The organism is Flavobacterium sp. R1_16, assembly GCF_057652095.1.
In genome coordinates this window covers 1-23,659 of record NZ_JBYFCG010000003.1, presented here as the reverse complement: position 1 = coordinate 23,659, position 23,659 = coordinate 1, and the positions used below count along the sequence as shown (strand labels likewise).

Here is a 23,659-nt window from a genome sequence, read left to right as displayed (position 1 = left end):
GAATTACGAATTAGGACGTACAATCCTAAATCTAAAATCTAAAATCTAAAATGAACTATTACAGCTTAAACAACAAAACACACCAAGTATCTTTTCAAGAAGCCGTTATACAGGGACTAGCTCCCGACAGAGGATTGTACTTTCCTCAAACTTTAACACCGCTTCCTGCTTCTTTTTTTGAAACTATTGAAAACCTAAGCAATGAAGCAATCGCTTTTGAAGCCGTTCGACAATTTGTAGGTGATGAAATCCCAGAAGCGGAATTAAAACATATTCTCAAAGAAACGCTCTGTTTTGACTTTCCATTGGTAAAAGTAGAAGATAATATCTATTCTCTTGAATTGTTTCATGGACCTACGATGGCATTTAAAGATGTTGGCGCACGATTCATGTCCCGTTGTTTAGCCTATTTCAATAAAGACAAAGATCAAAAAAATACAGTTCTAGTAGCTACTTCAGGCGATACTGGAGGTGCAGTTGCTAGTGGATTTTTAGGCGTGAAAGGCGTTGAAGTTGTTATCCTTTATCCTTCAGGTAAAGTAAGCGACATACAAGAACGTCAGCTCACTACGCTAGGACAAAACATTACTGCTCTTGAAGTAGACGGTGTTTTTGACGATTGCCAAGACATGGTTAAAAAGGCCTTCCTCGATTCCGATTTAGAACACAAAAATCTAACTTCTGCCAACTCTATCAATATTGCGCGTTGGTTGCCACAAATGTTTTATTTCTTCTTTGCTTATAAAGAATTGAAAAAATACAACAAGCCATTAGTGGTATCTTGCCCAAGCGGTAATTTTGGTAATATTTGCGCTGGAATTATTGCTAAAAAATTAGGATTGCCTATTAGTCATTTCGTGGCTGCTACCAATGCTAACGATACGGTACCGCAATTTTTACAAAAAGGAATTTACGAGGCCAAACCTTCCATAACAACTATTTCCAATGCAATGGATGTGGGGAACCCGAGTAATTTTGTGCGTATACAAGAAATGTACAACAACGACTTGAAAGAATTCAGCAAGGATTTTTCCTCCTATACCTATTCTGATGAGGCGACCAAAGAAGCTATGAAAAGTATCTACAACCATAATGGCTACATAGCCGAACCTCACGGTGCGGTTGGGTATTTAGGACTAAAAAAGGAATTAGAGAACCATCCCAACACAATTGGTGTTTTCCTTGAAACGGCACATCCTATCAAATTTTTGGATATCGTCGAACCTGTTTTGAATGTTACATTACCTATTCCGACGCAAATAGAAAGTGTATTGGGCAAAGAAAAAAAGAGCTTCAAAATTGCCACTTATGACGAACTGAAAGCGTTTCTAAATTAAAATCATGGAATACCAAATAAAAAGCCATCCTTAATCGGATGGCTTTCTTGTTTAACCTTTTTTGTCAATTAATGATGGTGATTGTGATCTTCCATTTCTGTTGAATGTGCCATGTGAGTATTCAATTGCAAGGCCAATGCATTATTCCCATCGGTATCATCTGGACCTATTTCGATAAGCCCATTTGAATTTCCATCTACTGCGGTACTTAAATCAACAGCACTCAACACTTTGTTCAAATCAATATTGAATACTAAATCAAATGAACTGTTACTCACTACTAAGTTTTGGGCGGCATCATGGTAATCGATTTCAAATTGTTGTTCAAAATTATGCCAAAACACAAAGGGTACACCATTGATAGTTCCTTTAATTTCTACTGTTTTATTGAAAAGTGGTGAATCGGCCACTAGACTTTTATTTAATTTGAATTCTACCTCTTCATACGTTCCATTGGCAATAGTAACCGTGGTTACTGGAGCGGTTTGATTCAGTAAATCAAGTTCCCAAGGACCATTCAATCGTGCTTCATCATCTCCATTGTACATACCGTCATGGTTGTCATCTCCTTTACCGTGATGATCTTGGTGGTCGTCCATACCTTCTCCTCCCTCGCCTTCACCCGTTCCAGTATCAGCTAGCTTAAATTCAATCTCTTTAATATTAATTTTAAAACTTGTTAGTACCACACCGCTAGATGCAGCAGAAGGACTCGATAGCCTGTTGGCTGCGGAAGTATACGTTGCCTTAGCACTAATCTTCATCACATTGTCTGAATTCACACTACTAGTATCATTAGAGCATGATGTCAATAGAGCCAATAGCGCACTAATTCCAAGAACTTTTTTTAACTGATTCATAAATTACGTTTTTATAGGTTTATGACAATTAAACAACATTGGAATTCTTTACCCTACTGAAATAGTGTTAAATTAAAATTTAGTGCCAGAATTATTTCTCCAAACTCAAAAAAGCTCTCCCTATATACCCGATGATATCCGAAGCGATAAACGATTGATAGCCTGTCTCGGGTAAGGCGATATCTGCTGTTAGTCCATGAAGGTAAACACCCAAAAGTGCAGCTTCAATAGGTTGGTATCCTTGAGCCAATAGACTCGTAATCATTCCCGTTAACACATCGCCGCTTCCTGCCGTGGCTAGAGCTGGATTTCCTGTAGTATTTTCATAGATGCTATCGTGATGAATAACATAGGTGGGAGCGCCTTTCATAACTACAATCAAATTGTACTTTTTAGAAAAAGCGATGGTTTTCTGTCTCTTTTCTTCCTCGGAATGCCAACTACCAATGAGTCGTTCCAATTCTTTAGGATGGGGTGTGAGTATTGTTTTAGGTGATAATAGACTTAACCAATCACTGTGCAAGGCTAGAATATTCAAACCATCTGCATCGATAACCAATGGGCTTTTATTAGCTAATAAAAAATCATGCAAGGCTTTTTGGGTGGACAAATCTTGCCCTATCCCTACTCCTATCCCTATGGCGTTTGGGGTAAAATTATAGTATATGTTAGTAATGTGTGTCTCATTGTCGTCAGTGAGTACCATAACTTCTGGAATAGCAGTTTGCAAAATGGCATAACCGCATTGAGGAATAAAAGCCGTCACTAAGCCACAACCTGTTTTGATAGCGGCTTTGCTAGACAAACATACCGAACCCATCTTGCCATAACTTCCCCCTATAAGCAAGGCGTGACCCTGAATGCCTTTGTGGGTACACTTGGCAATGGGTTTGTAAAGCGCTAGAATGGTTTCACGTGTACTACGAATAGGCTCTTTCATGACATTTCTTTGTTTAAAGTTACAAAAATTAAACGAATGTGTACGAAAAATGAGTACTACTTTCCTCCACAGAATTCTTCCTATGTTGAGTTTACTATTGTGACATTTTTTTAAAAATGAATTTTTTGTCACAGGTTTTGGAAGTTTATTTATACATTTGGGAAAGATAGACATTGCCATTTATCAGTCTTATATACGAAAATAAGGGAGATATAACTGAAAAGGTCAGCAAACAGTTTACTAGATAGCCTTAAAAAAATTAGCCATGAAAATCAAAGAAGATGTATTATACAAATATTTAGAAATTATATTGGCAGAATCTGAAATTTCAGAACCAAATAGCTCTATGAACATTTTACATGAAAAATATCTTAATCCAATAACTGAAGAAGAACGTGAAGAATATTTTAGCATCACAGATGGGATTGTAAACTTAGGTGTTAAACTTGGATATTTTAAATATATATCAAAAGAGACAGAATGGTTTGAATTGACTGAAAAAGGAATTTTAGTGAAATCAAAAGGAGGTCATTTCAAGTATTTAGATTTTATTGAAAAAAGAGAATTAGAAAGAACTAAAACTACAATTATTGCAGAAAATTATATCGGTGGAAACAATCATGGTATTCAAACTTCAAAAAGTAAAATTCATAGACCCATAATTCAAAATGATAAAAGTGTAAATAAACAAAAGACATCGATATTAGAAAAATTATCATGGATTGTCGGAATAGTTGGAGGCTTAATTTTAATCTATGAGTTTGTGATTAAAAAGGGATAAAAACAGTTTGCTAACAAAATGCTAAATCTCATAACTAGTTTTCGTAGATTTTTCGTTTATTTCACGACTTCATTAGACTATTATATTCAGTTACTTGCTACCATCATCATTAAAACCCAAACTATTTTGTAAGCTAAACAATCCCCCAGCCTAAACCACCTCCAACTTATACCCCACACCATGACTATTCACAATACGCACAGAGGAATCTTTATCCAATTTCTTGCGCAGTTTGGAGATAAACATGTCTAGGCTTCGGGTGACGATGACACCCTCATTTTCCCAGACTTCTTTTTGCAGTTCGTTGCGGTCGATGATGACATTAGGTGAACTAAAAAAAATGTACAGTAACTTCGATTCTTTCACCGTTAACGGAATTTTAATACCCTCATAATCTACATAATGTTGTTCGTAGTGAAAAATGTATTTCCCGATTTGAAGGGTTTCTCCAGTTGTGCTCTCGGGTACAGTTTTCGTTTTCTTGATGTATCCTATTCGGAAAAGCAAAACCAAAAGCACCAACACGATACTGCTAATGAGCATTGTTTTGTACCTTGATAAAATAGTTTCTTGCGGGATAAATTGCAAGGCTATAGTGTAGCAACCCACAGGCAATTTGCGACCCAAACAAGGAATTACCGTTTCTTTGGTTTGTGCGGAATGTACAAACCCATAGACTACTTTTTGGGTTGAACAGGATAAAACTTGCACTGCATAATCCTTTGAAAAACTGCTTTGGTTGAGATTGCGTTGCACAATGGCAACAAGTGTATCGGGTATAATGGCCAATTGCTTTTCAAACGCAATATGAAATTCGCTAGCGGTTATTTTTTGTATCGGCAGGACTTTTGAAGTCGAATCATGGGAATTCTTGAGTACCTCATCTCCTATTTTTCGCAATAGTATCTCGTTTTTAGGATACTCATGAGCCGACTGCTGCTGAATATCTGCATACAATAAAGCAACAAACAAAGCCAATAATAGAGCGAGTATAGAGAATAGGTATTTTTGTTTCATTCTTCAAAAGTATTTTTTTATCGCACATCAAGCAGCGATTTACTAAAAATTTATACTTTTTTTACATTTCTTTTACACCTTTTTCGTCAGGTTTGGATGCAGAGTAAATAGCTTTGTCCCATATCTTCAAAAATAAAAAATATGAAAAAAATCATCTATGTGTTCATCTTACCTCTGGTTGTGGTAAGCGGACTAGTATTTACCTTCGGTCAGTTCGGGCTAAAGCCATCGGGTAGCTTCGCTCCTCTAGCCTCTGGCTCGGGTGCCACTCATGAACTTAAAAATACAACTTCTAAAAAGTCAATCCAAGGACCTCTCACGGAGGCTGAAAGTAAAGTAGCATTGAAAAAATGGGAAGCTAGCCCTGATGGAATAGCATACAAAAAATGGGAAGCCTCACCCGCAGGTCAAAAAGTGCATGCTAGTGCCGTTAAAATAAGTAAATCCATTCGGGAATATACCACTATGGAGGGAGTGGTCACTTCTCTTTCGCTTCCACCAGGCTCAAGATTAGGTTTCGGTTTAATGGTACGTATTAATGGTGCAGATTATATTCTTAGTTTTGGACCAGAAAAACCGAATGAATTTCAGCAATTGCGTAACCTGAAAGTGAACGACAAAATAAGTATAAAAAGCCACAGCATATCGCAAGCGCCCAAGTATGCCTATCCAATACTATCAGGCGACTATGTAGAACGAGATAGTAAAATAGTATACAAACGACCAGCTAGCAGCAAAGACCGTTGCTAAGGAACTACCTGTGGCAAAATTTTCAAAATGATTTTTTTGCCACAACAATTGTGGCATTTTTTTTAGTTTGAAAATTTTGCCACAAGTTTTGAAAATTCGTTTGTATTTGATAGAATGCAGCCTATTTATTAGATGAAAATGCTCGGAAAAAACTAAATCAATAAATTACCATGAAATCAATAGCTATAATCTTTTTCATCATAATAGTTACAAGCTGTTCTAATAAAATTGTTTCTACAAAATCTGGATTACACTATCGCATATTGGAAAAGGGAACTGGAATAAAAGCAAAGGCAGGAGATCAAGTTTTTATATACGAAACTACAAGTTATAGGAATGGCACTGTTTTGTATTCAAACTATAATTCCACCACAGCGGTAAAGGTTTTAATTGGTGGAAATCAAGCTACGGAAGCAGTAGACAAAGGATTAAGAGGAATGCAAATTGGAGAAGTTCGAGAACTAATCGCTCCCCATTATCTAGTGAAACGAAAAAGTTATCCAAATAATGTTTCACCCGATTCAACCTTAGTCATCAAAATAAGATTAGACCGAATTGAGAGGGAATCTATTCAGCCAACTCAAAAACAATAGAAAACGTGGCACCTTTATTGGCTCCCTCACTAGATGCTGATAAGGTTCCGTTGTATTTTTCCACGATGCGTTTGCAGAGATACAAGCCAATTCCTGTTGATGGTTCATTGGCAGTTCCGGGTTTACTTCTGTTGGTGAATTTCTTAAAAATTTCATTCGTATACTCGGGATTAAAACCCAAACCAGAATCTGAAACAATCACAATCAACTTTTTATTTTCAGAATAGGTTCTGACTTTAATTTCGCTTTGAGGAAATGAAAATTTAATCGCATTATCAATCAAATTGACCAAAACACGAATTAATAATTCTTCACTAATTAGAATCTTAGCTTCTTGTATTTGTAAATCCGTTTTGAGCTCAATATTTTTTACAACTAATTTTTGCGAAACTTGTTTGGATACGGTATCAAGAACAGCTAGCAACTGAACATTTTTTACTTGCTGCTCTTTTTTTGAAATTTCATCCTCATCTTTTATCAGGTTTATAAAAGTTTCTATAAACTCAAATTGTTGGCTTGTAGATTGATAAATTAATGAAGCATATTCTCTAACCGTATCTGAGGGTTTTTCATCTAAAATAAGTTGCGATAAAGATTGCGAATTGCCTGCAAAAGTTCGTAAATCATGTGAAAGCAGGTAAACTAAATCTTGTTTCTCGCCAATATACTTTTCATTTTCATTAATCGTTTTATGAATGTTGGTCAATAGCAAACCCGCTTCGTCCTTGTAACCAATAGGCAGTTCGATTACGGTTCTGCTGCTTCTGTAATTGTCTAGAGCCCTCGATGCCAGTTCGATAGGCTTAATCAATTTTTTTAAAACATACAATGTAATTCCCGTTGCCAGTAAAGTCAAGAATAAAGTAAACAGGGCTATAGAAATGGATGAAAATGAAGGTTGTTTTCCAAACAGAATAATAAAAAGCAAACCTATCAAAGGAATGTGAATTCCAATAAAAGCAACGAAAAGAAATTTGTAGGCATAATTGGATGAAAGAAAACTGACTTTGGACAATTTACGATATAAATTCATAAAAGTTTTATTTAGTTGTTTTTGTAAATGTAAGTAAGTTCCAAATTTAATTTTCATGTTTTCAAAACTATTTTTAACAGTAATTGGACTAACAAATAAATATTTTTACAAATAATTTCTCTTTTGGATTTATAAAACCATCCAAACCCTTATTTTTGCGCCATGGCAAAGAAAAATACAGACAAAATTGTTTTCAATCATATAAAAGTCCTTGATGCTGGCGCAAAAGGCGTTTCGGTAGCAAAAGCACCCGACGGAAAAGTAATCTTCATTCCTAATGTCGTTCCTGGCGACATAGTAGATGTACAAACGTTTAAAAAACGTAAAGCCTATTATGAAGGTAAAGCCATTCGTTTTCATGAATTTTCAGAACACCGAACAGAGCCTATTTGCGAACATTTTGGTGTTTGTGGAGGCTGTAAATGGCAAAACATGAAATACAGTCAGCAGCTGTACTACAAACAAAATGAAGTAAAAAACCATTTGCAACGCATTGGTAAAGTTGAACTTCCTGACTTTGAACCTATTTTAGGTTCTGAAAAACAGTTCTTTTACCGAAACAAAATGGAATTTGGATTTTCTAATGCGCGTTGGCTCACCGAAAAGGAAATTGATAGCACCGAAGATTTGGGCAATCGAAATGCGCTAGGGTTTCATATTCCTAAAATGTGGGATAAAATATTGGACATAAAAAAATGTCATTTGCAAGAAGATCCGTCTAATGCTATTCGAAATGAAATTAGAACTTTTGCTAATGAGAATAATTTAGAATTTTTTAATCCGAAAGCACATGAAGGATTCCTAAGAACTTTAATGATTCGAACTGTTTCAACTGGTGAAATCATGGTCTTGATTCAATTTTTTAAAGAAGACAAATCCAAAAGAGAATTGTTGTTGAACTTTCTAGCGAATCGCTTTCCAGAAATTACATCACTTCAATATGTCATTAACGGAAAACCCAACGATACCATTTATGACCAAAAAATCGAATTGTTTAAAGGGCGTGATTACATTCTTGAAGAAATGGAAGGCTTACAATTTAGCATTAATGCCAAATCTTTTTATCAAACCAATTCAGCTCAAGCTTATGAATTGTACAAAATAACAAGAGAATTTGCTGGATTAACTGGAAATGAAATTGTTTATGATTTGTATACTGGAACGGGAACTATTGCTCAATTTGTATCCAAAAAAGCAAAAAAAGTTATTGGTGTTGAAAGTGTTCCCGAGGCTATTATAGATGCTAAAGCAAATGCACAACGCAATGCGATAACTAACTGTGAGTTCTTTGTTGGAGATATGAAAGTGGTGTTCAATGAAAATTTCATAGCACAACACGGTCAACCCGATGTTATCATTACCGACCCTCCAAGAGACGGAATGCACAAAGATGTTGTGGATCAAATCCTGAAAATTGCTCCCGAAAAGATTGTGTATGTAAGTTGTAACTCGGCAACACAGGCTCGTGATTTAGCACTGATGGATGAGAAATATAAAGTTACACGAGTAAGACCTGTTGATATGTTTCCGCAAACACATCATGTAGAAAATGTTGTACTTTTGGAAAAAAGAAAATAGTCTTTTAGATTTTATGAAAAAAATACTTGTACTACTTCTCGTTGTTTCTGTCCAATTATTTTCTAGTTGTGAGAAAGATGATATTTGTGACCCAAATACGCCAACAACTCCACGATTGATTATTGATTTTTATGATATTCAAGACCCAACAAAAACAAAAAACGTAACCGATTTAGCCATTATTGGTGACGGAATGAGTACTGGAATTTTATTCCCATCCGAAAGCAAAATTCAGGTACCGCTGCAACTGACCAAAGATGTCACCAAATACAGTTTTACTTTAAATTCAAAAAACAGCAATCCAGCTCTAATTTTTACTGATTTTTTAGAGTTTAATTATTCCCGAAAAACGGTTTTTGTATCTAGAGCATGTGGCTATAAAACTATTTTCGACTTGAATAATGATATTAGTTTGTCTAATCCTTATATCTTGAACAATGACCCAACTGCAACTACAGGCAACTGGATTAAATTTCTAACCATTGAGAATTATAACATAGAAAACGAAAATGAGACACACATCAAAATATATTTTTAGTATTTGCTTGGTGTTGTCGTCATTTTTGATGCAGGCACAGGCAAAAAAAACAGATAGTATTCCAGTGAAAACTAATCGATATGGATTGCGTGTTGGGGTTGACTTGTCTAAAATTGCCCGTTCTTTTTATGAAGATAATTATAAAGGATTGGAAGTTGTGGGTGATTACCGTTTTTCAAAAAAGTATTATTTGGCAGGCGAATTAGGAAATGAAAACAAAACTGTCAACGACGACCAATTGAATTTTACTACTAAAGGAAGCTATTTCAAAGCGGGTTTTAATTACAATATTTATGACAACTGGCTCGATATGGAGAATCTTATTTATATCGGTTTGCGATATGGAGTAAGTACTTTTAGCCAAACTTTAAACAGTTATAAAATTTATAATGCGCATCCCTATTTTCCAGATACTCCTGTTATTGCATCAGGTGAAAAATTCAGCGGATTGTCTGCACAATGGGCAGAAGTTGTGGTAGGTATTAATGCCAAAGTGTTGAATAACTTTTATGTAGGATTTAGTTTTAGAGCCAATCATCTCATCTCGAATAAGAAGCCCAATACGTTTGACAACCTCTATATTCCGGGTTTTAATAGAACCTATGATGGAAATTTTGGTGCAGGTTTTAATTACACCCTTTCCTATTTTTTCCCACTTTACAAGAAAAAAATTGAAACTGCTCCAATAAAAAAAGAGAATAAAAAGAACTAACTATTCTATTTCTCTAATTCCTTTTATAAACAACCATTTCATAAACAGTTTTTCTCCGTCTTTGGTTTTCACTGCTTGGAATTTTGGAGCTAAAATAGTTCCTATCACAAAAGCGGTCAAGGAAATCCATATTCCTGTTAGATTGGTATATTTTTCCACCAGAATGCGGAAACCTACAAACAATACAACAAATGAAAGCAGATTGAATATAAAAGCGCGTAATTGTAATTTAGTCATAATGCTACTGTTTCGGTAATTTAACCATTAGTTGGATTGAACTTTGTTCTCTTGCTTCCTTCATACATCTCATATTTTACTAGTCGAGCTTCTAAACTTCCGTTGAAAAGTTTAATTTTTCTGGAAGGTTTTAATCCAACAAATTTCAATGCATCAAGATTGGCGGTGATGAACCAAGCGTCTGTTCCTGGATAATTTTTCTTTAATGTATCTCCAATATTTTTATAAAATGCCTCCATATGAATGTCCAAACGTTCGTCATAGGGCGGATTGAAAACCATGTGCAACTTCCCTTCAGTCTCCTTTTCAGTATCAAAAAAGTTTTGCTCTTCAATGGTAATGTACTCTTCTAAATTGGCATTTTTAATGTTGGCTTTCGCCTTCAGCACAGCACTTGGAGCTTTATCATAACCTTTTATAGAATAGCGAAACTCTGTTACTTTTTTCAATAAGCTATTCATAATTTGGTCAAACAATTCGTTGTCCCAATCGTTCCATTTTTCAAAAGCAAACTCTCTTCTATTGATATTTGCTGGGATGTTACAGGCAATCATGGCTGCTTCGGCAAGGAACGTTCCAGAACCACACATAGGGTCTAAAAAATGCCCTTGTCCTTCCCAACCTGACAACAACAAAATTCCTGCCGCCAACACTTCATTGATAGGTGCAATATTAGTAGCCGTGCGATATCCTCTTTGATTTAGAGCATTCCCTGAAGTGTCTAAAGCCACAGATACTTGATCTTTGTCAATATGAATATTGATTCGTAAATCAGGAAAAGCCTTGTCTATACTAGGTCTTGAGCCCGTTCGTTCTCTAAATTGATCCACGATAGCATCCTTACACTTTTGTGAAACAAACTCTGAATGATTGAAATACTCCGAGTGTACCGTAGTATCAATAACAAAAGTTTGGTTGGCATTCATATATTTAGACCAATTTACTCCTGAAATTCCTTTGTACAATGCCTGAACAGTATTGGCTCTAAACGAATAAATTGGTTTTAGAATTTTGAGAGCGGTGCGCAAAGACAAATTCGCTTTGTACATAAACCCTTTGTCACCTTTAAAACTTACCATTCGCACCCCTTGTTCTACATTTTGTGCTCCAAGTGTTTGCAACTCTTTGGCTAATATCTCTTCAAAACCATAGAAGGTTTTGGCAATCATTTTAAAATTATCTTCCATTCTTGATAAAAATGTCAATTACAACAGACATTTACAATTTTTACAATTCATTAAAAAGTAGTATTTCCAATTGAGAAATTGAAATACATCGACAAAAATACATTAAATTTGCACGTTCAGAATTAATGTCAAAGAATTAATGTCAGAAATTAGAAATCTCAAATCCCAAAAAACAGATTGTAAATCTGAAAACTGGTTCGCTTCTTGGTTTGATACCCCTTATTATCATATTTTATACAAAGACAGAAATTATCGTGAAGCTCAAATTTTCATGGATAATTTAACCCATTATTTGAATTTGCCCGAAAAAGCAAAAGTTCTTGATTTAGCTTGTGGTAAAGGCAGGCATTCCATTTATTTGAACCAATTGGGTTTTGATGTTATTGGAGCTGATTTATCTGAAAATAGTATCGCTATTGCCAGCAAAAACAGCAATGACACCTTGCACTTTAAGGTGCATGATATGAGAGAACCATTTGAAGAGAAATTTGACGCTATCTTTAATTTGTTTACTAGTTTTGGCTATTTTGAAAATGATGAAGATAATTTAAAAACATTAAAAGCCATGAAAGAAAGTCTTACTGAGCATGGTTTTGGTGTCATCGATTTTATGAACGTAAATCAGGTCATTACTAATTTGGTTCCTGAAGAAACGAAAACAATCGATGGAATCGATTTTCACATCAAGCGATATTATATTGACGATCATATCTTCAAAGAAATTGATTTTGAAGACCAAGGAGAAAAATATCACTTTGTAGAAAAAGTACGTGCCCTAACCCTTCCCGATTTTGAAGCATTAATGACCGAAGCTAGAATTTATCTTCTTGAAGTTTTTGGGGATTATAAATTGAAAAAATTCCATAAAACCGACAGTGAACGCCTAATTCTATTTTTCAAATAATGAATTATATTTTACCCTTACTTTCAGTACTTCTTGGATATGGAATTGCCTTGATACTAAAGCCAAAAAAAAAGAGCAATCTCAAGTTGCTATTGGCTTTTAGCGGTTCATTCTTGTTGTCACTAACCGTGATTCATTTATTACCTGAAGTGTATGAAAGCCACAATAGTACTATTGGGATATTCATTATGCTGGGAATTTTATTCCAAATTGTTTTAGAATTTTTCTCTAAAGGAGCCGAACACGGTCATGTTCACGGTCATGATACCCTAACTCACATTCCTTGGCTTCTATTCATTAGTCTTTGTATTCATGCGCTTTTAGAAGGACTTCCTGTGAGCCATCACAAAGGATTAGCTTTAGGAATTGCCGTACATCATTTGCCAATTGCAATTATCTTGACTACTTTTTTTATCAATGCCCAATTGAATAAAAAAGCGATTTTCTTCTTTATGCTTGTTTTTGCAATCATGACTCCTCTTGGAACATTGTTAGCCAATCACCTTCAAATTCTGAATGTATATTACACGGAGATTACTGCCGTAGTCATTGGGATTTTGTTTCACATATCGTCCACCATTATTTTTGAAAGTAGCGAAGGACACAAATTCAACATTGCCAAGGTTTCGATGATTATTTTGGGAATTGGGTTGGCGTATTTTATGTAATTGAAAGCAATCATACAAAGAAAACTTTATAACTTTGAACCACTAAATCCATGCAACTCACAAAATGACTTTCACCAAAACCACTGAACAATCCTCCAAATACGAACATTTAGAAAAAATGTCGGTGCAGGAATTGTTATCCAATATCAATAGAGAAGACAAAACCGTTCCATTAGCTGTTGAAAAAGCCTTACCTCAAATTGAAACTCTTGTTACTGAAATCGTAGCTAAAATGAAATTGGGAGGCCGATTGTTCTACATTGGTGCTGGGACTTCTGGCCGCTTGGGAATTGTTGATGCTTCCGAATGTCCGCCAACCTTTGGTGTTCCATTCGATTTAGTAAACGGAATCATTGCCGGTGGTGATAAAGCGATTCGCAGGGCGGTAGAAAATGCAGAAGACAATGCCACTCAAGCTTGGGAAGATTTATCTGAACATGATATCAACGAAAATGATGTGGTGATTGGTATCGCGGCCTCTGGTACTACTCCATACGTAATAGGCGGATTGGAAGCTTGCCATAAAAAAAACATTAGTACAGGTTGCATCACTTGTAACGAAGGTAGTCCATTAGCCTTGACAGCTAAATTTCCTGTAGTTGTAGTCGTAGGACCTGAATTTGTAACAGGTAGTTCTCGAATGAAAGCGGGCACAGCACAAAAATTGGTACTGAATATGATTTCGACAGCCACAATGATTCAATTGGGTAAAGTGAAAGGGAATAAAATGGTTGATATGCAACTGAGCAACAACAAATTAGTTGACCGAGGCGTGAAAATGATTATGAGTGAAATTCCTGTTACCTATGAAGAAGGTTCGGCTCTATTAAAAAAATTCGGAAGTGTGAGAAAGGCTGTTGATAGTTTCAACGCATCATGAGAGAATTTATTTTGTATGGCATAGCCGCTAGCATCCCTATTTTATGGATAATTAGCGTTTATCTTCTCCGAAAGTGGAAAGGAAACTTTCGGTATTTTGGTGTTCATCTTCTTGTTTTTTTGGTCTACTTCTACCTTGTTCTTTTCTCCAACATTACTTTTTTTGAGTACGATCAGCTTGGTCTGAAAAAGGTATTTTTGTTTATCTTTATACTATTATTTCATACGTTAGCAAATTTTATTTTTGCCTTATATTACAAATCTAAGTTATCTAAAAATGGCAACAAACCGCAAAGTACTCTCTAAAGGAGTTCGTTATTTAGCATGGGCTCTACCCCTACTGTTTATTGGTCCATCTGTAATTTATAATGCATTCATTAACAAACAAAACGTTTGGCATTATTTGGTTTTAGCCATAGGAATCCTAGCTTGTTTTGGAGCAGTTTACTTGATGTTCATGGGGCTAAAAATTATAATGAGTAGTTTATTTGATAACTAATGGAAGACCTCATTCACATTCATAAAACCTTTGAAAAAGTTATCCTAATCGATACAAAAATCAACCATCGAGAATTTGACGGTTGTATTTTTAAAAACTGTGATTTCTCTAGCAGTGATTTTTCAAACAACACATTTACAGATTGTGAATTTATAAATTGTAATCTGTCAATGATTCAATTGATAAAAACGGGTCTAAAAACAGTAGAGTTTACCAATTGCAAATTATTGGGAATTCAATTTCATAGCTGTGACGATTTTTTATTCCATGTTGATTTTCAAGAATGTACCTTAGATTATTCATCGTTTGCCAATAAAAAAATGCCGAAAACCAAGTTCAATTCTTGTTCCTTGAAAGAAGTTTCATTTATTGGTTCACAACTTTCGAATGTTGTTTTTGAGAATTGTAATTTGATGAATGCCATTTTTAATGATACTCAATTGGCGGCTGCCGATTTTAGAACGGCTTACAATTATACGATTGACCCTGAATTCAATCCCATGAAAAAAGCACAATTTTCAACTCAAGGAATTCTAGGACTTTTGAACAAATACGATATTAAAATTGAATAGTTATGGAAATCAACAAACACTATTTAGAAAGCGTCAAAAAGCAATTTGTATATTACAAAACACTGGGCGAAAAGGCAATGGAACAACTACAACCAGAACAACTTTTTGTTGCTGTAAATGAGGATACCAATAGCATTGCTACAATTGTGAAGCATTTATCTGGTAACATGCTTTCGCGCTGGACAGATTTTTTAACCACCGATGGTGAAAAAGAATGGCGCAATCGCGATGGTGAATTTGAAAATGATTTACAATCTAAAGAAGAAGTATTGGCTTTATGGAATAAAGGTTGGAAATGCTTTCTGGATGCTCTTGATGCACTTCAACCGGAGCAACTTTCAACAATTATTTACATACGAAACGAAGGACATACTGTTGTAGAAGCCATCAATAGACAGTTGGCACATTACCCCTATCATATTGGACAAATTGTTTTTTATGCGAAACAATTAAAAAACAATGAGTGGGAAAGTTTATCGATACCCAAAAATAAATCCAACAGCTATAATGCCACAAAATTTGCGCAAGAAAAAGGCATTCGGAATTTTACTGATGAAGAACTAAAGCGATTAAAAAAATGAACTTAAAAAAAGCACTCCTACTACCCTTTCTATTCGTACTCGTCTCTTGTTACCAAGCAGAAAAGAATTGCAGCGATTTTAAAACAGGGAAATTTAAATCTGAAATCACCATCAATGGAATAAAGAAACAAACCATCTCCATACGGACCGATTCTATTGTAATTGAAACCTATGAAGGAAAAACAGATACGGCTACTATTCGTTGGATTAACGATTGTGAATACGTGCTACAAAAAGTAAATCCCAAAAGTATGGCTGAGAAGAAAGCCATTGATATTAAAATTTTGACTACCTCAAAAAATTCCTATACCTTTGAATTTGGAGTGGTAGGAAGTCCTGAAAAACAAAAAGGGATAGCCTATAAACTCTAACTCATTTCAAAACACACTTTTAAAAATTAAAAACCTAGTACCTGAATCAAATGGAAGTTTTTTTAAACCCGAATGCTTGGATTGCCCTTTTAACCTTAACTTTTTTAGAAATTGTTTTAGGTATAGACAACATCATCTTTATTTCAATCGCTACAGGGAAACTACCTGAAGAAAAACGCAAAAAAGCAACCAAAATCGGAATGTTCCTCGCTATGTTTATGCGTATAGCACTTCTTCTAGGTATTAGCGTTTTAATAGCCATGAAAGAACCTTGGTTTAGTATCAACCTAGATTGGCTCACAGCGCAGGTATCAGGACAAAGTATTATATTATTACTAGGAGGTATTTTTTTAATCTACAAAAGCACCAAAGAAATTCATGAAAAAGTAGATCAAAAAGGCGAAGAAGAAAAAGAAATAAAACATGCTGCAACCAAATCATTTAGCAATGTTATTTTTCAGATTATTTTAATCGATTTGGTTTTCTCTTTTGATAGTATTTTAACTGCCGTTGGTATGACTAATGGCGTTGAAGGTGCCTTATATATAATGATTACCGCTGTTATTGTTTCGGTATTAATCATGATGCAATTTGCAGTTCCTGTAGGTACATTTGTCAACAAACATCCTTCTATACAAATTTTAGGATTGTCCTTTCTAATCCTAATTGGCTTTATGCTAGTCACTGAAAGTGCTCATTTGGCTCAAGCTTCCTTCTTTGGCAATCATGTAGATGTAGTGCCTAAAGGCTATTTGTATTTTGCCATTTCCTTTTCTCTTTTGGTGGAAGTTTTGAACATGAAAATGTCAAGAAAGAAGTAAAACCAGTTGTCTATTTTTATCAAAATAGCAATAAAAAACATGTTTATTAAAAAGTTAATAACTATAATTTTAAATAATTAACACATTCTCAATAATTTAATAATTTTAACACATTAACCAATTAAATTATTAAACTATGAATGTAAAAAACTTTTTAGTTTCTGGTATTGTAGGTGGTCTAGTCGATTTCTTAATGGGATGGCTTGTGTACGGTATGCTACTCAAAGACACTTTTCCTAAACCTGAGGGTGCGGGTGCTGAAAATCTGACTTTTATTTTCTTGGGTTGCATGACATTTGGTTTTTTAATCGCTTATGTTTTTTCGCATGGTGATGGCGTTTCTAAATGCGTGCCTGGCATTAAAATGGCTGCAGGAATAGCACTATTTTTAGCCTTATCGAATAATTTCTTTTATAATATGTACAAAGAAATCATCGATGTAAAACTACTGGCAATAGACGTAATTGCTTCAATAGTTATTGCTTCTGTTGTGGGAGCTGTTGTAGCAGTCGTGAATGGAAAAATGAAGTGAATTATATAATTTTGGTCAAAAACCACGAGTAGTCGCCACTCGTGGTTTTTTATTTTTTTACGGTGTTGGCAACTTTAACCTAATCGCATAAATCTTACTCAATCCGTTTTCGCTTCCTGAGATATAGTGATTAAAGTCGGTAACATTGTTGAATTTTTTAGCTACTAAATTGTCTCTCCTACTTGTAAAATACAAGGTCTCGTTAGTTTCATCATAAAAAGGGCAATACTCCATAAATTTAGTATTAACAGGTATTCCCAGATTTTTAGCCGCACCCCAATTCCCTTGTTTATCGCTGTAACTAATGTACAAATCCCCGCTCCCTAAACCATCTTCACTGTTGTACTTGGTGAATAATAGAAAATCTTCATTTGGAGAAATAAAAGCGTTAAACTCATATCCAGTGCTATTGATAGTCGCACCTAATGGCTTGGGTGATTGATACCTACCATTTTCATAAGTGCAAAAATAGATATCGTCCTTGGTTGTAGCCGTCGTGGCATCTGAAGTAAAATAGAGGTTGTTATTCTTAGAAAGTGAGGGATAAAATTCATTGTTTTCAGAATTAACGGGCGCGCCCATATTTTGAGGCTTAGACCAATCGACATTTTTATTCTGTCGGTTAACAAACCAAATATCAAAATCTTTTTTTGATTCTGACGCTGCTGTTGTTGGTCTATTAGAAGCAAAATATAGCGTATTTTGATCATAGGACAGAAAGGGTTCCAAATCAGAATACACATTTGAAAAGGGCATCAATTCAGGTTCAGACCACTTGCCTTTTACTTTTTTCATGTATAAAATTTGTGAAATTTCCTGCGACGGACTTTGAGCTGTAAAATAGATTTCATCATTGTTTTTTGAAATACAGAAATCTCTAAGGTTCAGAAAATGACTAAACTTTTCATGGGCAAGTTCCACTTTTGGCGCATGCTGACCCAAGGATGCATGGGCAAACGCCAAGGCGATAAGCAATCTAATAACTTGTTTCATTTGAAATTATTTTGTGTTTTCTAACACTCTAAATCGTACTATTTTAGCAATTAAATCTACAGGCAAAGGCTGGTCTAAAGGAAACTGTACCGACCCTTTTCCTTGTTTGTACACCGATAATTCTTGTTTTAAGTGTTCATGCCCAGATGGTGTAGCATACAAGCCAATGTGCTTAGCATAGCCTGCAAAATACACCAACGGCTTTTTATTCAACTTGTATCCTGGCATTCCATAAGAGATTGTTTCCATGGCATCAGGAGCATTTTCTTTAATGACATTACGAATTAACCGCAGCCTATCCTGAACCTCTTTAGGAAAACGCGAAATGTATTCTTCTACTGTTGCTTCTTTTGTATCCATAGCCTCATTGTTTTAAAAAAATCGACATACTAATTACAAATGCTATCGTATTTGGGGATTGAGTGTCATTGGTACTATAATGTCTTGTTTTCCCTATTCTTCTATTTTCAGATGTACTCTTTCTCCTCTCAACACCTTATCAATAGTGCTATTGATGCGTTGCGCTTTGGTTTCCTCTCGTTTGGCGGCATAAATCCAATGTACAAATTCCTTTTGATGGTTTTCCTTCAATTGCAGAAACTTTTGATGGGCTTCTGGCTCTATTTTGAGACAATCTAAAAGTTCCTCAGGAATGGTAAATAGCGAGTGGTCTTCATAAAGAACAAGATGCACATAATCGCCAGCCTGTTTTTGGATTTGTTTTCGAATGGCTGCCTTAATAGGAAAAAAGTAATTTCCGTTTGCCGTTTTTGCCAAACTAAGCCCTTCAAATGGATGGTGGTCAATAGTTCCTGTAACATTGGTCCAAAGTGAGGGTTTCTTGCTATCGATGACAATACCAGATAACAAAACAAAAGTCCAACCGCCTTTGCCTGGCATTTTTTGTAACAAAAATTCGTCTTGTACTAAAGGTTTTTTCATTGCCAAAACATCCATTAACGAGACCAAACGATTTGTTTGTAAACCATTTTGCGCTCCTAATCACCATTCAAATATACAAAAGAAAGTATAGGATAGTGCTGTCTACCCATGGTTTAGGTATTCTTACCATGAGTTTGGGTATTCATACCAAGGGTTTGGGTATTGATACCAAGAGTTTGGGTATTCACCCCAAAAGCTTGGGGATACTCCCCGAGAACTTGGGGATTGAACCCAAGAGTTACGGGGTACAGCCCGAGAGTTTGGGGATTGAACCCGAGAGTTCTGGGGTACAGCCCGAAGGCTTGGGGATTGACCCCGAGAGTTCTGGGGTGCTCCCCGAAAGCTTGGGGGAGCATCCTGGCAGCAATCTTTTTTTACTGAAAAAAACGCGAAAATGCTTGATTTTATTGGATATACAATAGTTTCAGGCTTTATTCAGCACCTCTTTGTTAGTGGTTGATGGGTAATGGCTAGTTGTAATTAAGTGCTTTTGAGGAATTGAGAAAAAATAGTATATTTGAGAACATTACGCTAAAACAAGACTAAATATTGTCGCAAGAAAATTAGCCAAAACTTGCGCATAACATGCCAAATAGGTATAAAAGTAGTCGATTTTATGCTTATATAAACTAGTTAGCGTAAAGGTGCTGTGCGCCTTTACGCTAATGGGGCGCGCCCTTCCGCTAACTCGACGCTTGAAGAAATCAAGCGACTTCGTCAAGCGCGCGCCCCATTGTGTGAAATGCCTTGCGAGACGCTGAAAAAACTGCACTTAAGAAAATATTTCTTAAAAAAATTGTTTCTAAAATTAATTTGACTATTTTTGTCAAAACAAATTTTGTCTTATGGAAACATTTGGAGATATTATTAAAAACAAAAGAGAAAGCAAAGGCTTAATATTACGACAAGTTGCTTCTGCACTTGACATTGATCAAGCTATTGTAAGTAAATTTGAACGTGGAGAAAGAAAACCATCAAAAGAACAAGTTGAAAAATTTGCTGAATTTTACGATTTAGACAAAAATAAATTGATTACAAGTTGGTTAAGCGATCAAATTGCAAATACAATTCTTTATGAAGAAAATATCGGAGAAGTTCTAAAAGTAGCAGAAGAAAAAGCAATTTACTTAAAAACTATTCACGATGGAAAATAAAATAAAAGTTGTAGAATTATTTGCAGGTGTCGGAGGTTTCAGACTTGGTTTAGAAGGTTGGAACAATAAATCCGCATCATCAAATTACAAAGAAGATTTTGAAAGTCCATACGAAGTAGTTTGGAGCAATCAATGGGAACCATCAACCAAAGTTCAACACGCTTCAATGGTTTATGAAAGCCGTTGGAAAAATTCAAAACATTCAAATAACGATATTTCAAGTGTAGAAATTTCTGAAATTCCAGATCACGATTTATTGGTTGGAGGTTTTCCTTGCCAAGATTATTCTGTAGCAACAACTTTGAAAAACTCAAAAGGATTAATCGGAAAAAAAGGAGTTTTGTGGTGGTCAATTCACAAAATATTAAGTGAAAAAGAAAACAAACCAAAATATCTATTTTTAGAAAATGTAGATAATTTGGGCGTTACCTAAAGGTCGGGCTTTCCGTTCCAATCTTTTGTTTTTTTAAGAAAAAAACAAAAGGATTTCCTCTTCAATCCCTAACGCAAAACCGTGATAAATATGAACATTCAACTTATAATTGAAAATTTACAAAAAAGTAATTCAATCGGTATGCAAATTGAAAAACAGAATGGTGTTTTAAAATCAACTTGGTTAATTTATAAACGAAAAGACAAATACTACTATTTCGATATTAATCAAAAAATTGAGTTTACAAAAGAATATTGCTACACTGAATCCGAATTACTTTCAGAATTTGTAGGTTCAAACTATAAAATTGAAGAATTTATAAATTAATTTGATATTGAATTCTTCTGTTTTTAATTCTTTCTTCTAATTCTTCTAAAGTTAGAAATGCATAAGAAGAACCTTTTTCATTTAAACTAACAAAACAAAATCTAAATCTTGAACCAAGAATTTTACCAAAATTAAATTCATTTTCTGTTGCTCCAAAAAAGAAACCTTTGGGATTTTCAGGCAAATATTTTTTTGTAGTTTTTAATTCAACAAGAATTATATCTTCTAAAAAAGTTTGAATAAATTTAGCATCAGCAATCTTTCCAACCATTTCAGGAACATAAATTAAATCAAATGCTTGTAAATATCGATGTTCGATTTTTAATAAATCTAATAATTCTTTTTTTGTAGTTAAATCTATTTTAAAAAAACCTGTGTAATTTTCTATCAAAAAATTAACACCTTCTTTTTCAGTTACATTATTAGAAACTGTTATAACAAACGAGTGTTTTCTTGACATTATTTATCAGATTTTATTTCATAATTCTTATAACTATGATTAGGATTTACAATTTTCAAATCAATTAATTCTGAAATATTTAATTCAAAAACTTTGGCAAAAACTGCCATATTTGAAATTGAGATATTTCTTTCGCCTCTTTCAATCATTCCAATATAAGTTCGATGGAAACCAGTTAAAAAAGATAATTTTTCTTGGCTTATGTTTTTTTGAAGTCTTAATTGCTTAATTCTATCTCCAAATTCTTTTAATAAAAATTCGTTTATCATAAAACAAAACTATACATATTGTATGTTTTGATCAACCGACAATATGTATCATTAAAAAGATGCTTATCTCGATTAATATTATTTGCGTTAGGGATTGAAGAGGAAATCCTTTTTTGGCTTTTTCTGCCAAAAAAGATTGGAACGGAAAGCCCGACCTTTAGGGAACGCCAAAAAAACTAAAGCATTCATATTCGGGAAAAGGAAACTTTGGGCAAGTTTTGGAAAAGTTTTATTTTGGTTATGAGCCTAATTCTAATTCTGAAGCAGATTTTGCACAAATTGGAATGGAATTAAAATCCTCACCATTAAAGCAACTAAAAAATGACGAATTTCGCTCTAAAGAGCGATTGGTTTTAAACATCATTAACTACGTTAATGTTGTCAATCAGAATTTTGAAAATAGTGATTTCTTTAAAAAGAATGCAAGCATTCTTTTAATTTTCTATCTTCATAATGCAGGTTTTGACATTTTGGATTATTTGATAAAACTTGTCGATGAATGGAGTTTTCCATCAACAGACTTGGAAATAATTAAAAAGGATTGGCAAACAATTAATGAGAAAATTGCAAACGGAAAAGCTCACGAACTTTCGGAAGGCGACACTTTTTATCTTGGTGCTTGTACTAAAGGTGCAAACGCTTTATCTGTTAGAAAACAACCTTTTTCTGAAATTCCTGCAAAACAAAGAGCATATTCTTTTAAGCAAAGCTATGTAAATCATATCATTGCATCAATTGCAAATGAAAGTACAGAAACTTATGGAAAATTAATTCCAAACGTTCAAGTTGCTAAAAAGCAAACTATTGAAGATATTGTAATTTCTAAATTCAAACCTTTTTACGGAAAAACTGAAGAGGAAATTGTGAAAATTTTGAACATAAAAATTAACACAAAAGCAAAAAGTTTTTACGCAAATTTGACAAAAGCAATTCTTGGAATTGAACTTGATAAAGAAATTGAAGAGTTTGAGAAAGCTGAAATATTAGTAAAAACTGTTCGCTTAAAAGAAAATAATTTACCAAAAGAAGATATTTCGTTTCCTAATTTCAAATATGAAGAAATTGTAAGTGAAGATTGGGAAAACTCTGATTTTAAAGATATTTTGGAACATAAATTCCTTTTTGTCTTTTTCCAATTTGAAAACGAAAAGCTTGTTTTAAGAAAGGTTAAATTTTGGAATATGCCATATTTAGACTTAATCGAAGTTGAAAAAGTTTGGACAAAAACAAAGCAAATTGTTGCTAAAGGAGAAATTGTAAAAGAAATAAAAACTAATAAAAAAGGCAAGGAAATTCGTTTCACGAATTTTCCTAGCAAAAAGTTTAGTTCTATTTCTCACGTTCGTCCTCACGCTAAAGATGCTACTGACACTTATGAATTACCAAAAAAAGATAAAGTAACAAAACAGAATGAATATACTAAACATTGTTTTTGGCTAAATAATACTTATGTTAAAAATGAAATTTATCTGAAATAATGGCACTTCACACAACACACGTTTGGCGCAATTGCGAATTTTGTAGTAAGTTCACGTTTACGTTTCGCAAGAAATATTATCTTTAACAGAAAATAATCGGTTCCGAAGTTCGCAACTGACGCCAAGCGTGGGAACGTCCAAGATCAAATCCAAATTTTTAAGCACAAAATTTACTCATTTCTACATAAGGTGTTCCTCTGTTTACCGTTGCAA

The 23,659-nt window shown here is 34.4% G+C and carries 29 protein-coding genes and 2 pseudogenes; 20 read left to right on the top strand and 11 right to left on the bottom strand.

The window, feature by feature from the left end:
* The first annotated feature begins 50 nt into the window (after nucleotides 1-50).
* Nucleotides 51-1,337, top strand: a complete 1,287-nt coding sequence (gene thrC, locus AC23L6_RS06295; RefSeq protein ID WP_487561566.1) for a threonine synthase — start codon at nucleotides 51-53, stop codon at nucleotides 1,335-1,337.
* A gap of 68 nt (nucleotides 1,338-1,405) precedes the next feature.
* Here the strand turns inward: thrC and AC23L6_RS06290 are convergent, their stop codons facing one another.
* Nucleotides 1,406-2,197 (bottom strand): hypothetical protein, encoded by a 792-nt coding sequence (locus AC23L6_RS06290; protein WP_487561567.1) that lies wholly within the window; start codon nucleotides 2,195-2,197, stop codon nucleotides 1,406-1,408.
* A gap of 91 nt (nucleotides 2,198-2,288) precedes the next feature.
* Nucleotides 2,289-3,137: an NAD(P)H-hydrate dehydratase gene (locus AC23L6_RS06285; protein ID WP_487561568.1), complete on the bottom strand. Its 849-nt coding sequence runs from the start codon at nucleotides 3,135-3,137 to the stop codon at nucleotides 2,289-2,291.
* A 265-nt stretch (nucleotides 3,138-3,402) separates the two neighbouring features.
* Here AC23L6_RS06285 and AC23L6_RS06280 point away from each other — a divergent pair, with 265 nt between their 5' ends.
* Entirely contained in the window at nucleotides 3,403-3,918 is a 516-nt protein-coding gene (locus AC23L6_RS06280) for a hypothetical protein (RefSeq protein ID WP_487561569.1), read from the top strand.
* 150 nt (nucleotides 3,919-4,068) lie between these two features.
* On the opposite strand, the gene AC23L6_RS06275 is transcribed toward AC23L6_RS06280, so the two are convergent.
* Nucleotides 4,069-4,935, bottom strand: coding sequence for a winged helix-turn-helix domain-containing protein (locus AC23L6_RS06275; protein ID WP_487561570.1), 867 nt, complete (start codon nucleotides 4,933-4,935; stop codon nucleotides 4,069-4,071).
* Between the two features lie 159 nt (nucleotides 4,936-5,094).
* Here AC23L6_RS06275 and AC23L6_RS06270 point away from each other — a divergent pair, with 159 nt between their 5' ends.
* On the top strand, nucleotides 5,095-5,685 hold the full coding sequence (locus AC23L6_RS06270) for a hypothetical protein (protein ID WP_487561571.1): 591 nt from the start codon (nucleotides 5,095-5,097) through the stop codon (nucleotides 5,683-5,685).
* A gap of 170 nt (nucleotides 5,686-5,855) precedes the next feature.
* Nucleotides 5,856-6,278 (top strand): FKBP-type peptidyl-prolyl cis-trans isomerase, encoded by a 423-nt coding sequence (locus AC23L6_RS06265; protein WP_487561572.1) that lies wholly within the window; start codon nucleotides 5,856-5,858, stop codon nucleotides 6,276-6,278.
* Here the strand turns inward: AC23L6_RS06265 and AC23L6_RS06260 are convergent.
* A complete protein-coding gene (locus tag AC23L6_RS06260) occupies nucleotides 6,253-7,368 on the bottom strand; it encodes a sensor histidine kinase (RefSeq protein WP_487561573.1) in 1,116 nt (371 codons plus the stop codon). The genes AC23L6_RS06265 and AC23L6_RS06260 overlap by 26 nt on opposite strands.
* 105 nt (nucleotides 7,369-7,473) lie before the next feature.
* Here AC23L6_RS06260 and rlmD point away from each other — a divergent pair, with 105 nt between their 5' ends.
* Genes rlmD through AC23L6_RS06245 form a run of 3 tightly spaced genes read left to right on the top strand, consistent with a single transcriptional unit; the run spans nucleotide 7,474 to nucleotide 10,139 of the window.
* On the top strand, nucleotides 7,474-8,889 hold the full coding sequence (rlmD, locus tag AC23L6_RS06255) for a 23S rRNA (uracil(1939)-C(5))-methyltransferase RlmD (protein ID WP_487561574.1): 1,416 nt from the start codon (nucleotides 7,474-7,476) through the stop codon (nucleotides 8,887-8,889).
* A 13-nt stretch (nucleotides 8,890-8,902) separates the two neighbouring features.
* Nucleotides 8,903-9,427: a DUF6452 family protein gene (locus tag AC23L6_RS06250; RefSeq protein WP_487561575.1), complete on the top strand. Its 525-nt coding sequence runs from the start codon at nucleotides 8,903-8,905 to the stop codon at nucleotides 9,425-9,427.
* The gene (locus AC23L6_RS06245; RefSeq protein ID WP_487561576.1) at nucleotides 9,399-10,139 is read left to right on the top strand and encodes a DUF6048 family protein; all 741 of its coding nucleotides are present in this window, start codon (nucleotides 9,399-9,401) and stop codon (nucleotides 10,137-10,139) included. The genes AC23L6_RS06250 and AC23L6_RS06245 overlap by 29 nt, the downstream gene beginning before the upstream one ends.
* On the opposite strand, the gene AC23L6_RS06240 is transcribed toward AC23L6_RS06245, so the two are convergent.
* Nucleotides 10,140-10,376 carry a hypothetical protein gene (locus tag AC23L6_RS06240; protein ID WP_487561577.1) on the bottom strand — a complete coding sequence of 79 codons (237 nt, stop codon included), beginning with the start codon at nucleotides 10,374-10,376 and terminating at the stop codon, nucleotides 10,140-10,142.
* A 20-nt stretch (nucleotides 10,377-10,396) separates the two neighbouring features.
* Nucleotides 10,397-11,563, bottom strand: a complete 1,167-nt coding sequence (locus tag AC23L6_RS06235) for a THUMP domain-containing class I SAM-dependent RNA methyltransferase (RefSeq protein ID WP_487561578.1) — start codon at nucleotides 11,561-11,563, stop codon at nucleotides 10,397-10,399.
* 139 nt (nucleotides 11,564-11,702) lie between these two features.
* On the opposite strand from AC23L6_RS06235, the gene AC23L6_RS06230 reads away from it, so the two are divergent.
* From AC23L6_RS06230 to AC23L6_RS06190, 9 genes are all read left to right on the top strand, one after another.
* Nucleotides 11,703-12,467 (top strand): class I SAM-dependent methyltransferase, encoded by a 765-nt coding sequence (locus AC23L6_RS06230; protein WP_487561579.1) that lies wholly within the window; start codon nucleotides 11,703-11,705, stop codon nucleotides 12,465-12,467.
* Nucleotides 12,467-13,135 carry a ZIP family metal transporter gene (locus tag AC23L6_RS06225; protein ID WP_487561580.1) on the top strand — a complete coding sequence of 223 codons (669 nt, stop codon included), beginning with the start codon at nucleotides 12,467-12,469 and terminating at the stop codon, nucleotides 13,133-13,135. The genes AC23L6_RS06230 and AC23L6_RS06225 overlap by 1 nt, the downstream gene beginning before the upstream one ends.
* A 64-nt stretch (nucleotides 13,136-13,199) precedes the next feature.
* Nucleotides 13,200-14,015, top strand: coding sequence for an N-acetylmuramic acid 6-phosphate etherase (murQ, locus tag AC23L6_RS06220; RefSeq protein WP_487561581.1), 816 nt, complete (start codon nucleotides 13,200-13,202; stop codon nucleotides 14,013-14,015).
* A gap of 276 nt (nucleotides 14,016-14,291) precedes the next feature.
* On the top strand, nucleotides 14,292-14,513 hold the full coding sequence (locus AC23L6_RS06215) for a DUF6095 family protein (protein WP_487561582.1): 222 nt from the start codon (nucleotides 14,292-14,294) through the stop codon (nucleotides 14,511-14,513).
* Entirely contained in the window at nucleotides 14,513-15,085 is a 573-nt protein-coding gene (locus AC23L6_RS06210; protein WP_487561583.1) for a pentapeptide repeat-containing protein, read from the top strand. Before AC23L6_RS06215 ends, AC23L6_RS06210 begins: the two co-directional genes overlap by 1 nt.
* Before the next feature lie 2 nt (nucleotides 15,086-15,087).
* Nucleotides 15,088-15,666: a DUF1572 domain-containing protein gene (locus AC23L6_RS06205; protein WP_487561584.1), complete on the top strand. Its 579-nt coding sequence runs from the start codon at nucleotides 15,088-15,090 to the stop codon at nucleotides 15,664-15,666.
* Nucleotides 15,663-16,037, top strand: a complete 375-nt coding sequence (locus AC23L6_RS06200; RefSeq protein WP_487561585.1) for a DNA topoisomerase IV — start codon at nucleotides 15,663-15,665, stop codon at nucleotides 16,035-16,037. Before AC23L6_RS06205 ends, AC23L6_RS06200 begins: the two co-directional genes overlap by 4 nt.
* A gap of 50 nt (nucleotides 16,038-16,087) precedes the next feature.
* Nucleotides 16,088-16,858, top strand: coding sequence for a TerC family protein (locus AC23L6_RS06195; protein WP_487561586.1), 771 nt, complete (start codon nucleotides 16,088-16,090; stop codon nucleotides 16,856-16,858).
* A 136-nt stretch (nucleotides 16,859-16,994) separates the two neighbouring features.
* Nucleotides 16,995-17,390, top strand: a complete 396-nt coding sequence (locus AC23L6_RS06190) for a hypothetical protein (RefSeq protein ID WP_487561587.1) — start codon at nucleotides 16,995-16,997, stop codon at nucleotides 17,388-17,390.
* A 57-nt stretch (nucleotides 17,391-17,447) separates the two neighbouring features.
* On the opposite strand, the gene AC23L6_RS06185 is transcribed toward AC23L6_RS06190, so the two are convergent.
* From AC23L6_RS06185 to AC23L6_RS06175, 3 genes are all read right to left on the bottom strand, one after another.
* Nucleotides 17,448-18,383 (bottom strand): TolB-like translocation protein, encoded by a 936-nt coding sequence (locus AC23L6_RS06185; protein WP_487561588.1) that lies wholly within the window; start codon nucleotides 18,381-18,383, stop codon nucleotides 17,448-17,450.
* Between the two features lie 6 nt (nucleotides 18,384-18,389).
* Nucleotides 18,390-18,743: an iron chaperone gene (locus AC23L6_RS06180; protein WP_487561589.1), complete on the bottom strand. Its 354-nt coding sequence runs from the start codon at nucleotides 18,741-18,743 to the stop codon at nucleotides 18,390-18,392.
* A 93-nt stretch (nucleotides 18,744-18,836) separates the two neighbouring features.
* The gene (locus AC23L6_RS06175) at nucleotides 18,837-19,325 is read right to left on the bottom strand and encodes a YdeI/OmpD-associated family protein (RefSeq protein ID WP_487561590.1); all 489 of its coding nucleotides are present in this window, start codon (nucleotides 19,323-19,325) and stop codon (nucleotides 18,837-18,839) included.
* A gap of 845 nt (nucleotides 19,326-20,170) precedes the next feature.
* On the opposite strand from AC23L6_RS06175, the gene AC23L6_RS06170 reads away from it, so the two are divergent.
* From AC23L6_RS06170 to AC23L6_RS06160, 3 genes and pseudogenes are all read left to right on the top strand, one after another.
* Nucleotides 20,171-20,479 carry a helix-turn-helix domain-containing protein gene (locus AC23L6_RS06170; RefSeq protein WP_395655831.1) on the top strand — a complete coding sequence of 103 codons (309 nt, stop codon included), beginning with the start codon at nucleotides 20,171-20,173 and terminating at the stop codon, nucleotides 20,477-20,479.
* Nucleotides 20,469-20,900 (top strand): annotated as a pseudogene (gene dcm, locus AC23L6_RS06165) (DNA (cytosine-5-)-methyltransferase); the annotation flags it as partial. The gene AC23L6_RS06170 and the pseudogene dcm, both read left to right, overlap by 11 nt.
* Nucleotides 20,901-21,002: 102 nt before the next feature.
* Nucleotides 21,003-21,239: a hypothetical protein gene (locus tag AC23L6_RS06160; protein ID WP_487561591.1), complete on the top strand. Its 237-nt coding sequence runs from the start codon at nucleotides 21,003-21,005 to the stop codon at nucleotides 21,237-21,239.
* Here the strand turns inward: AC23L6_RS06160 and AC23L6_RS06155 are convergent.
* Together AC23L6_RS06155 and AC23L6_RS06150 are read right to left on the bottom strand one after the other, a co-directional pair.
* Entirely contained in the window at nucleotides 21,229-21,699 is a 471-nt protein-coding gene (locus AC23L6_RS06155) for a hypothetical protein (RefSeq protein ID WP_487561592.1), read from the bottom strand. The genes AC23L6_RS06160 and AC23L6_RS06155 overlap by 11 nt on opposite strands.
* Entirely contained in the window at nucleotides 21,699-21,968 is a 270-nt protein-coding gene (locus AC23L6_RS06150) for a helix-turn-helix domain-containing protein (protein WP_487561593.1), read from the bottom strand. The genes AC23L6_RS06155 and AC23L6_RS06150 overlap by 1 nt, the downstream gene beginning before the upstream one ends.
* A gap of 188 nt (nucleotides 21,969-22,156) precedes the next feature.
* Here AC23L6_RS06150 and AC23L6_RS06145 point away from each other — a divergent pair.
* Nucleotides 22,157-23,446: pseudogene (locus tag AC23L6_RS06145) on the top strand (Sau3AI family type II restriction endonuclease); the annotation flags it as partial.
* Nucleotides 23,447-23,659 lie beyond the last annotated feature (213 nt).

Coding starts and splice junctions, on each gene's coding strand:
- thrC (WP_487561566.1), top strand. CDS start 51: ATGAACTATTACAGCTTAAACAACAAAACACACCAAGTATCTTTTCAA.
- AC23L6_RS06290 (WP_487561567.1), bottom strand. CDS start 2,197: ATGAATCAGTTAAAAAAAGTTCTTGGAATTAGTGCGCTATTGGCTCTA.
- AC23L6_RS06285 (WP_487561568.1), bottom strand. CDS start 3,137: ATGAAAGAGCCTATTCGTAGTACACGTGAAACCATTCTAGCGCTTTAC.
- AC23L6_RS06280 (WP_487561569.1), top strand. CDS start 3,403: ATGAAAATCAAAGAAGATGTATTATACAAATATTTAGAAATTATATTG.
- AC23L6_RS06275 (WP_487561570.1), bottom strand. CDS start 4,935: ATGAAACAAAAATACCTATTCTCTATACTCGCTCTATTATTGGCTTTG.
- AC23L6_RS06265 (WP_487561572.1), top strand. CDS start 5,856: ATGAAATCAATAGCTATAATCTTTTTCATCATAATAGTTACAAGCTGT.
- AC23L6_RS06260 (WP_487561573.1), bottom strand. CDS start 7,368: ATGAAAATTAAATTTGGAACTTACTTACATTTACAAAAACAACTAAAT.
- rlmD (WP_487561574.1), top strand. CDS start 7,474: ATGGCAAAGAAAAATACAGACAAAATTGTTTTCAATCATATAAAAGTC.
- AC23L6_RS06250 (WP_487561575.1), top strand. CDS start 8,903: ATGAAAAAAATACTTGTACTACTTCTCGTTGTTTCTGTCCAATTATTT.
- AC23L6_RS06245 (WP_487561576.1), top strand. CDS start 9,399: ATGAGACACACATCAAAATATATTTTTAGTATTTGCTTGGTGTTGTCG.
- AC23L6_RS06240 (WP_487561577.1), bottom strand. CDS start 10,376: ATGACTAAATTACAATTACGCGCTTTTATATTCAATCTGCTTTCATTT.
- AC23L6_RS06235 (WP_487561578.1), bottom strand. CDS start 11,563: ATGGAAGATAATTTTAAAATGATTGCCAAAACCTTCTATGGTTTTGAA.
- AC23L6_RS06230 (WP_487561579.1), top strand. CDS start 11,703: ATGTCAGAAATTAGAAATCTCAAATCCCAAAAAACAGATTGTAAATCT.
- AC23L6_RS06225 (WP_487561580.1), top strand. CDS start 12,467: ATGAATTATATTTTACCCTTACTTTCAGTACTTCTTGGATATGGAATT.
- murQ (WP_487561581.1), top strand. CDS start 13,200: ATGACTTTCACCAAAACCACTGAACAATCCTCCAAATACGAACATTTA.
- AC23L6_RS06215 (WP_487561582.1), top strand. CDS start 14,292: ATGGCAACAAACCGCAAAGTACTCTCTAAAGGAGTTCGTTATTTAGCA.
- AC23L6_RS06210 (WP_487561583.1), top strand. CDS start 14,513: ATGGAAGACCTCATTCACATTCATAAAACCTTTGAAAAAGTTATCCTA.
- AC23L6_RS06205 (WP_487561584.1), top strand. CDS start 15,088: ATGGAAATCAACAAACACTATTTAGAAAGCGTCAAAAAGCAATTTGTA.
- AC23L6_RS06200 (WP_487561585.1), top strand. CDS start 15,663: ATGAACTTAAAAAAAGCACTCCTACTACCCTTTCTATTCGTACTCGTC.
- AC23L6_RS06195 (WP_487561586.1), top strand. CDS start 16,088: ATGGAAGTTTTTTTAAACCCGAATGCTTGGATTGCCCTTTTAACCTTA.
- AC23L6_RS06190 (WP_487561587.1), top strand. CDS start 16,995: ATGAATGTAAAAAACTTTTTAGTTTCTGGTATTGTAGGTGGTCTAGTC.
- AC23L6_RS06185 (WP_487561588.1), bottom strand. CDS start 18,383: ATGAAACAAGTTATTAGATTGCTTATCGCCTTGGCGTTTGCCCATGCA.
- AC23L6_RS06180 (WP_487561589.1), bottom strand. CDS start 18,743: ATGGATACAAAAGAAGCAACAGTAGAAGAATACATTTCGCGTTTTCCT.
- AC23L6_RS06175 (WP_487561590.1), bottom strand. CDS start 19,325: ATGAAAAAACCTTTAGTACAAGACGAATTTTTGTTACAAAAAATGCCA.
- AC23L6_RS06170 (WP_395655831.1), top strand. CDS start 20,171: ATGGAAACATTTGGAGATATTATTAAAAACAAAAGAGAAAGCAAAGGC.
- AC23L6_RS06160 (WP_487561591.1), top strand. CDS start 21,003: ATGAACATTCAACTTATAATTGAAAATTTACAAAAAAGTAATTCAATC.
- AC23L6_RS06155 (WP_487561592.1), bottom strand. CDS start 21,699: ATGTCAAGAAAACACTCGTTTGTTATAACAGTTTCTAATAATGTAACT.
- AC23L6_RS06150 (WP_487561593.1), bottom strand. CDS start 21,968: ATGATAAACGAATTTTTATTAAAAGAATTTGGAGATAGAATTAAGCAA.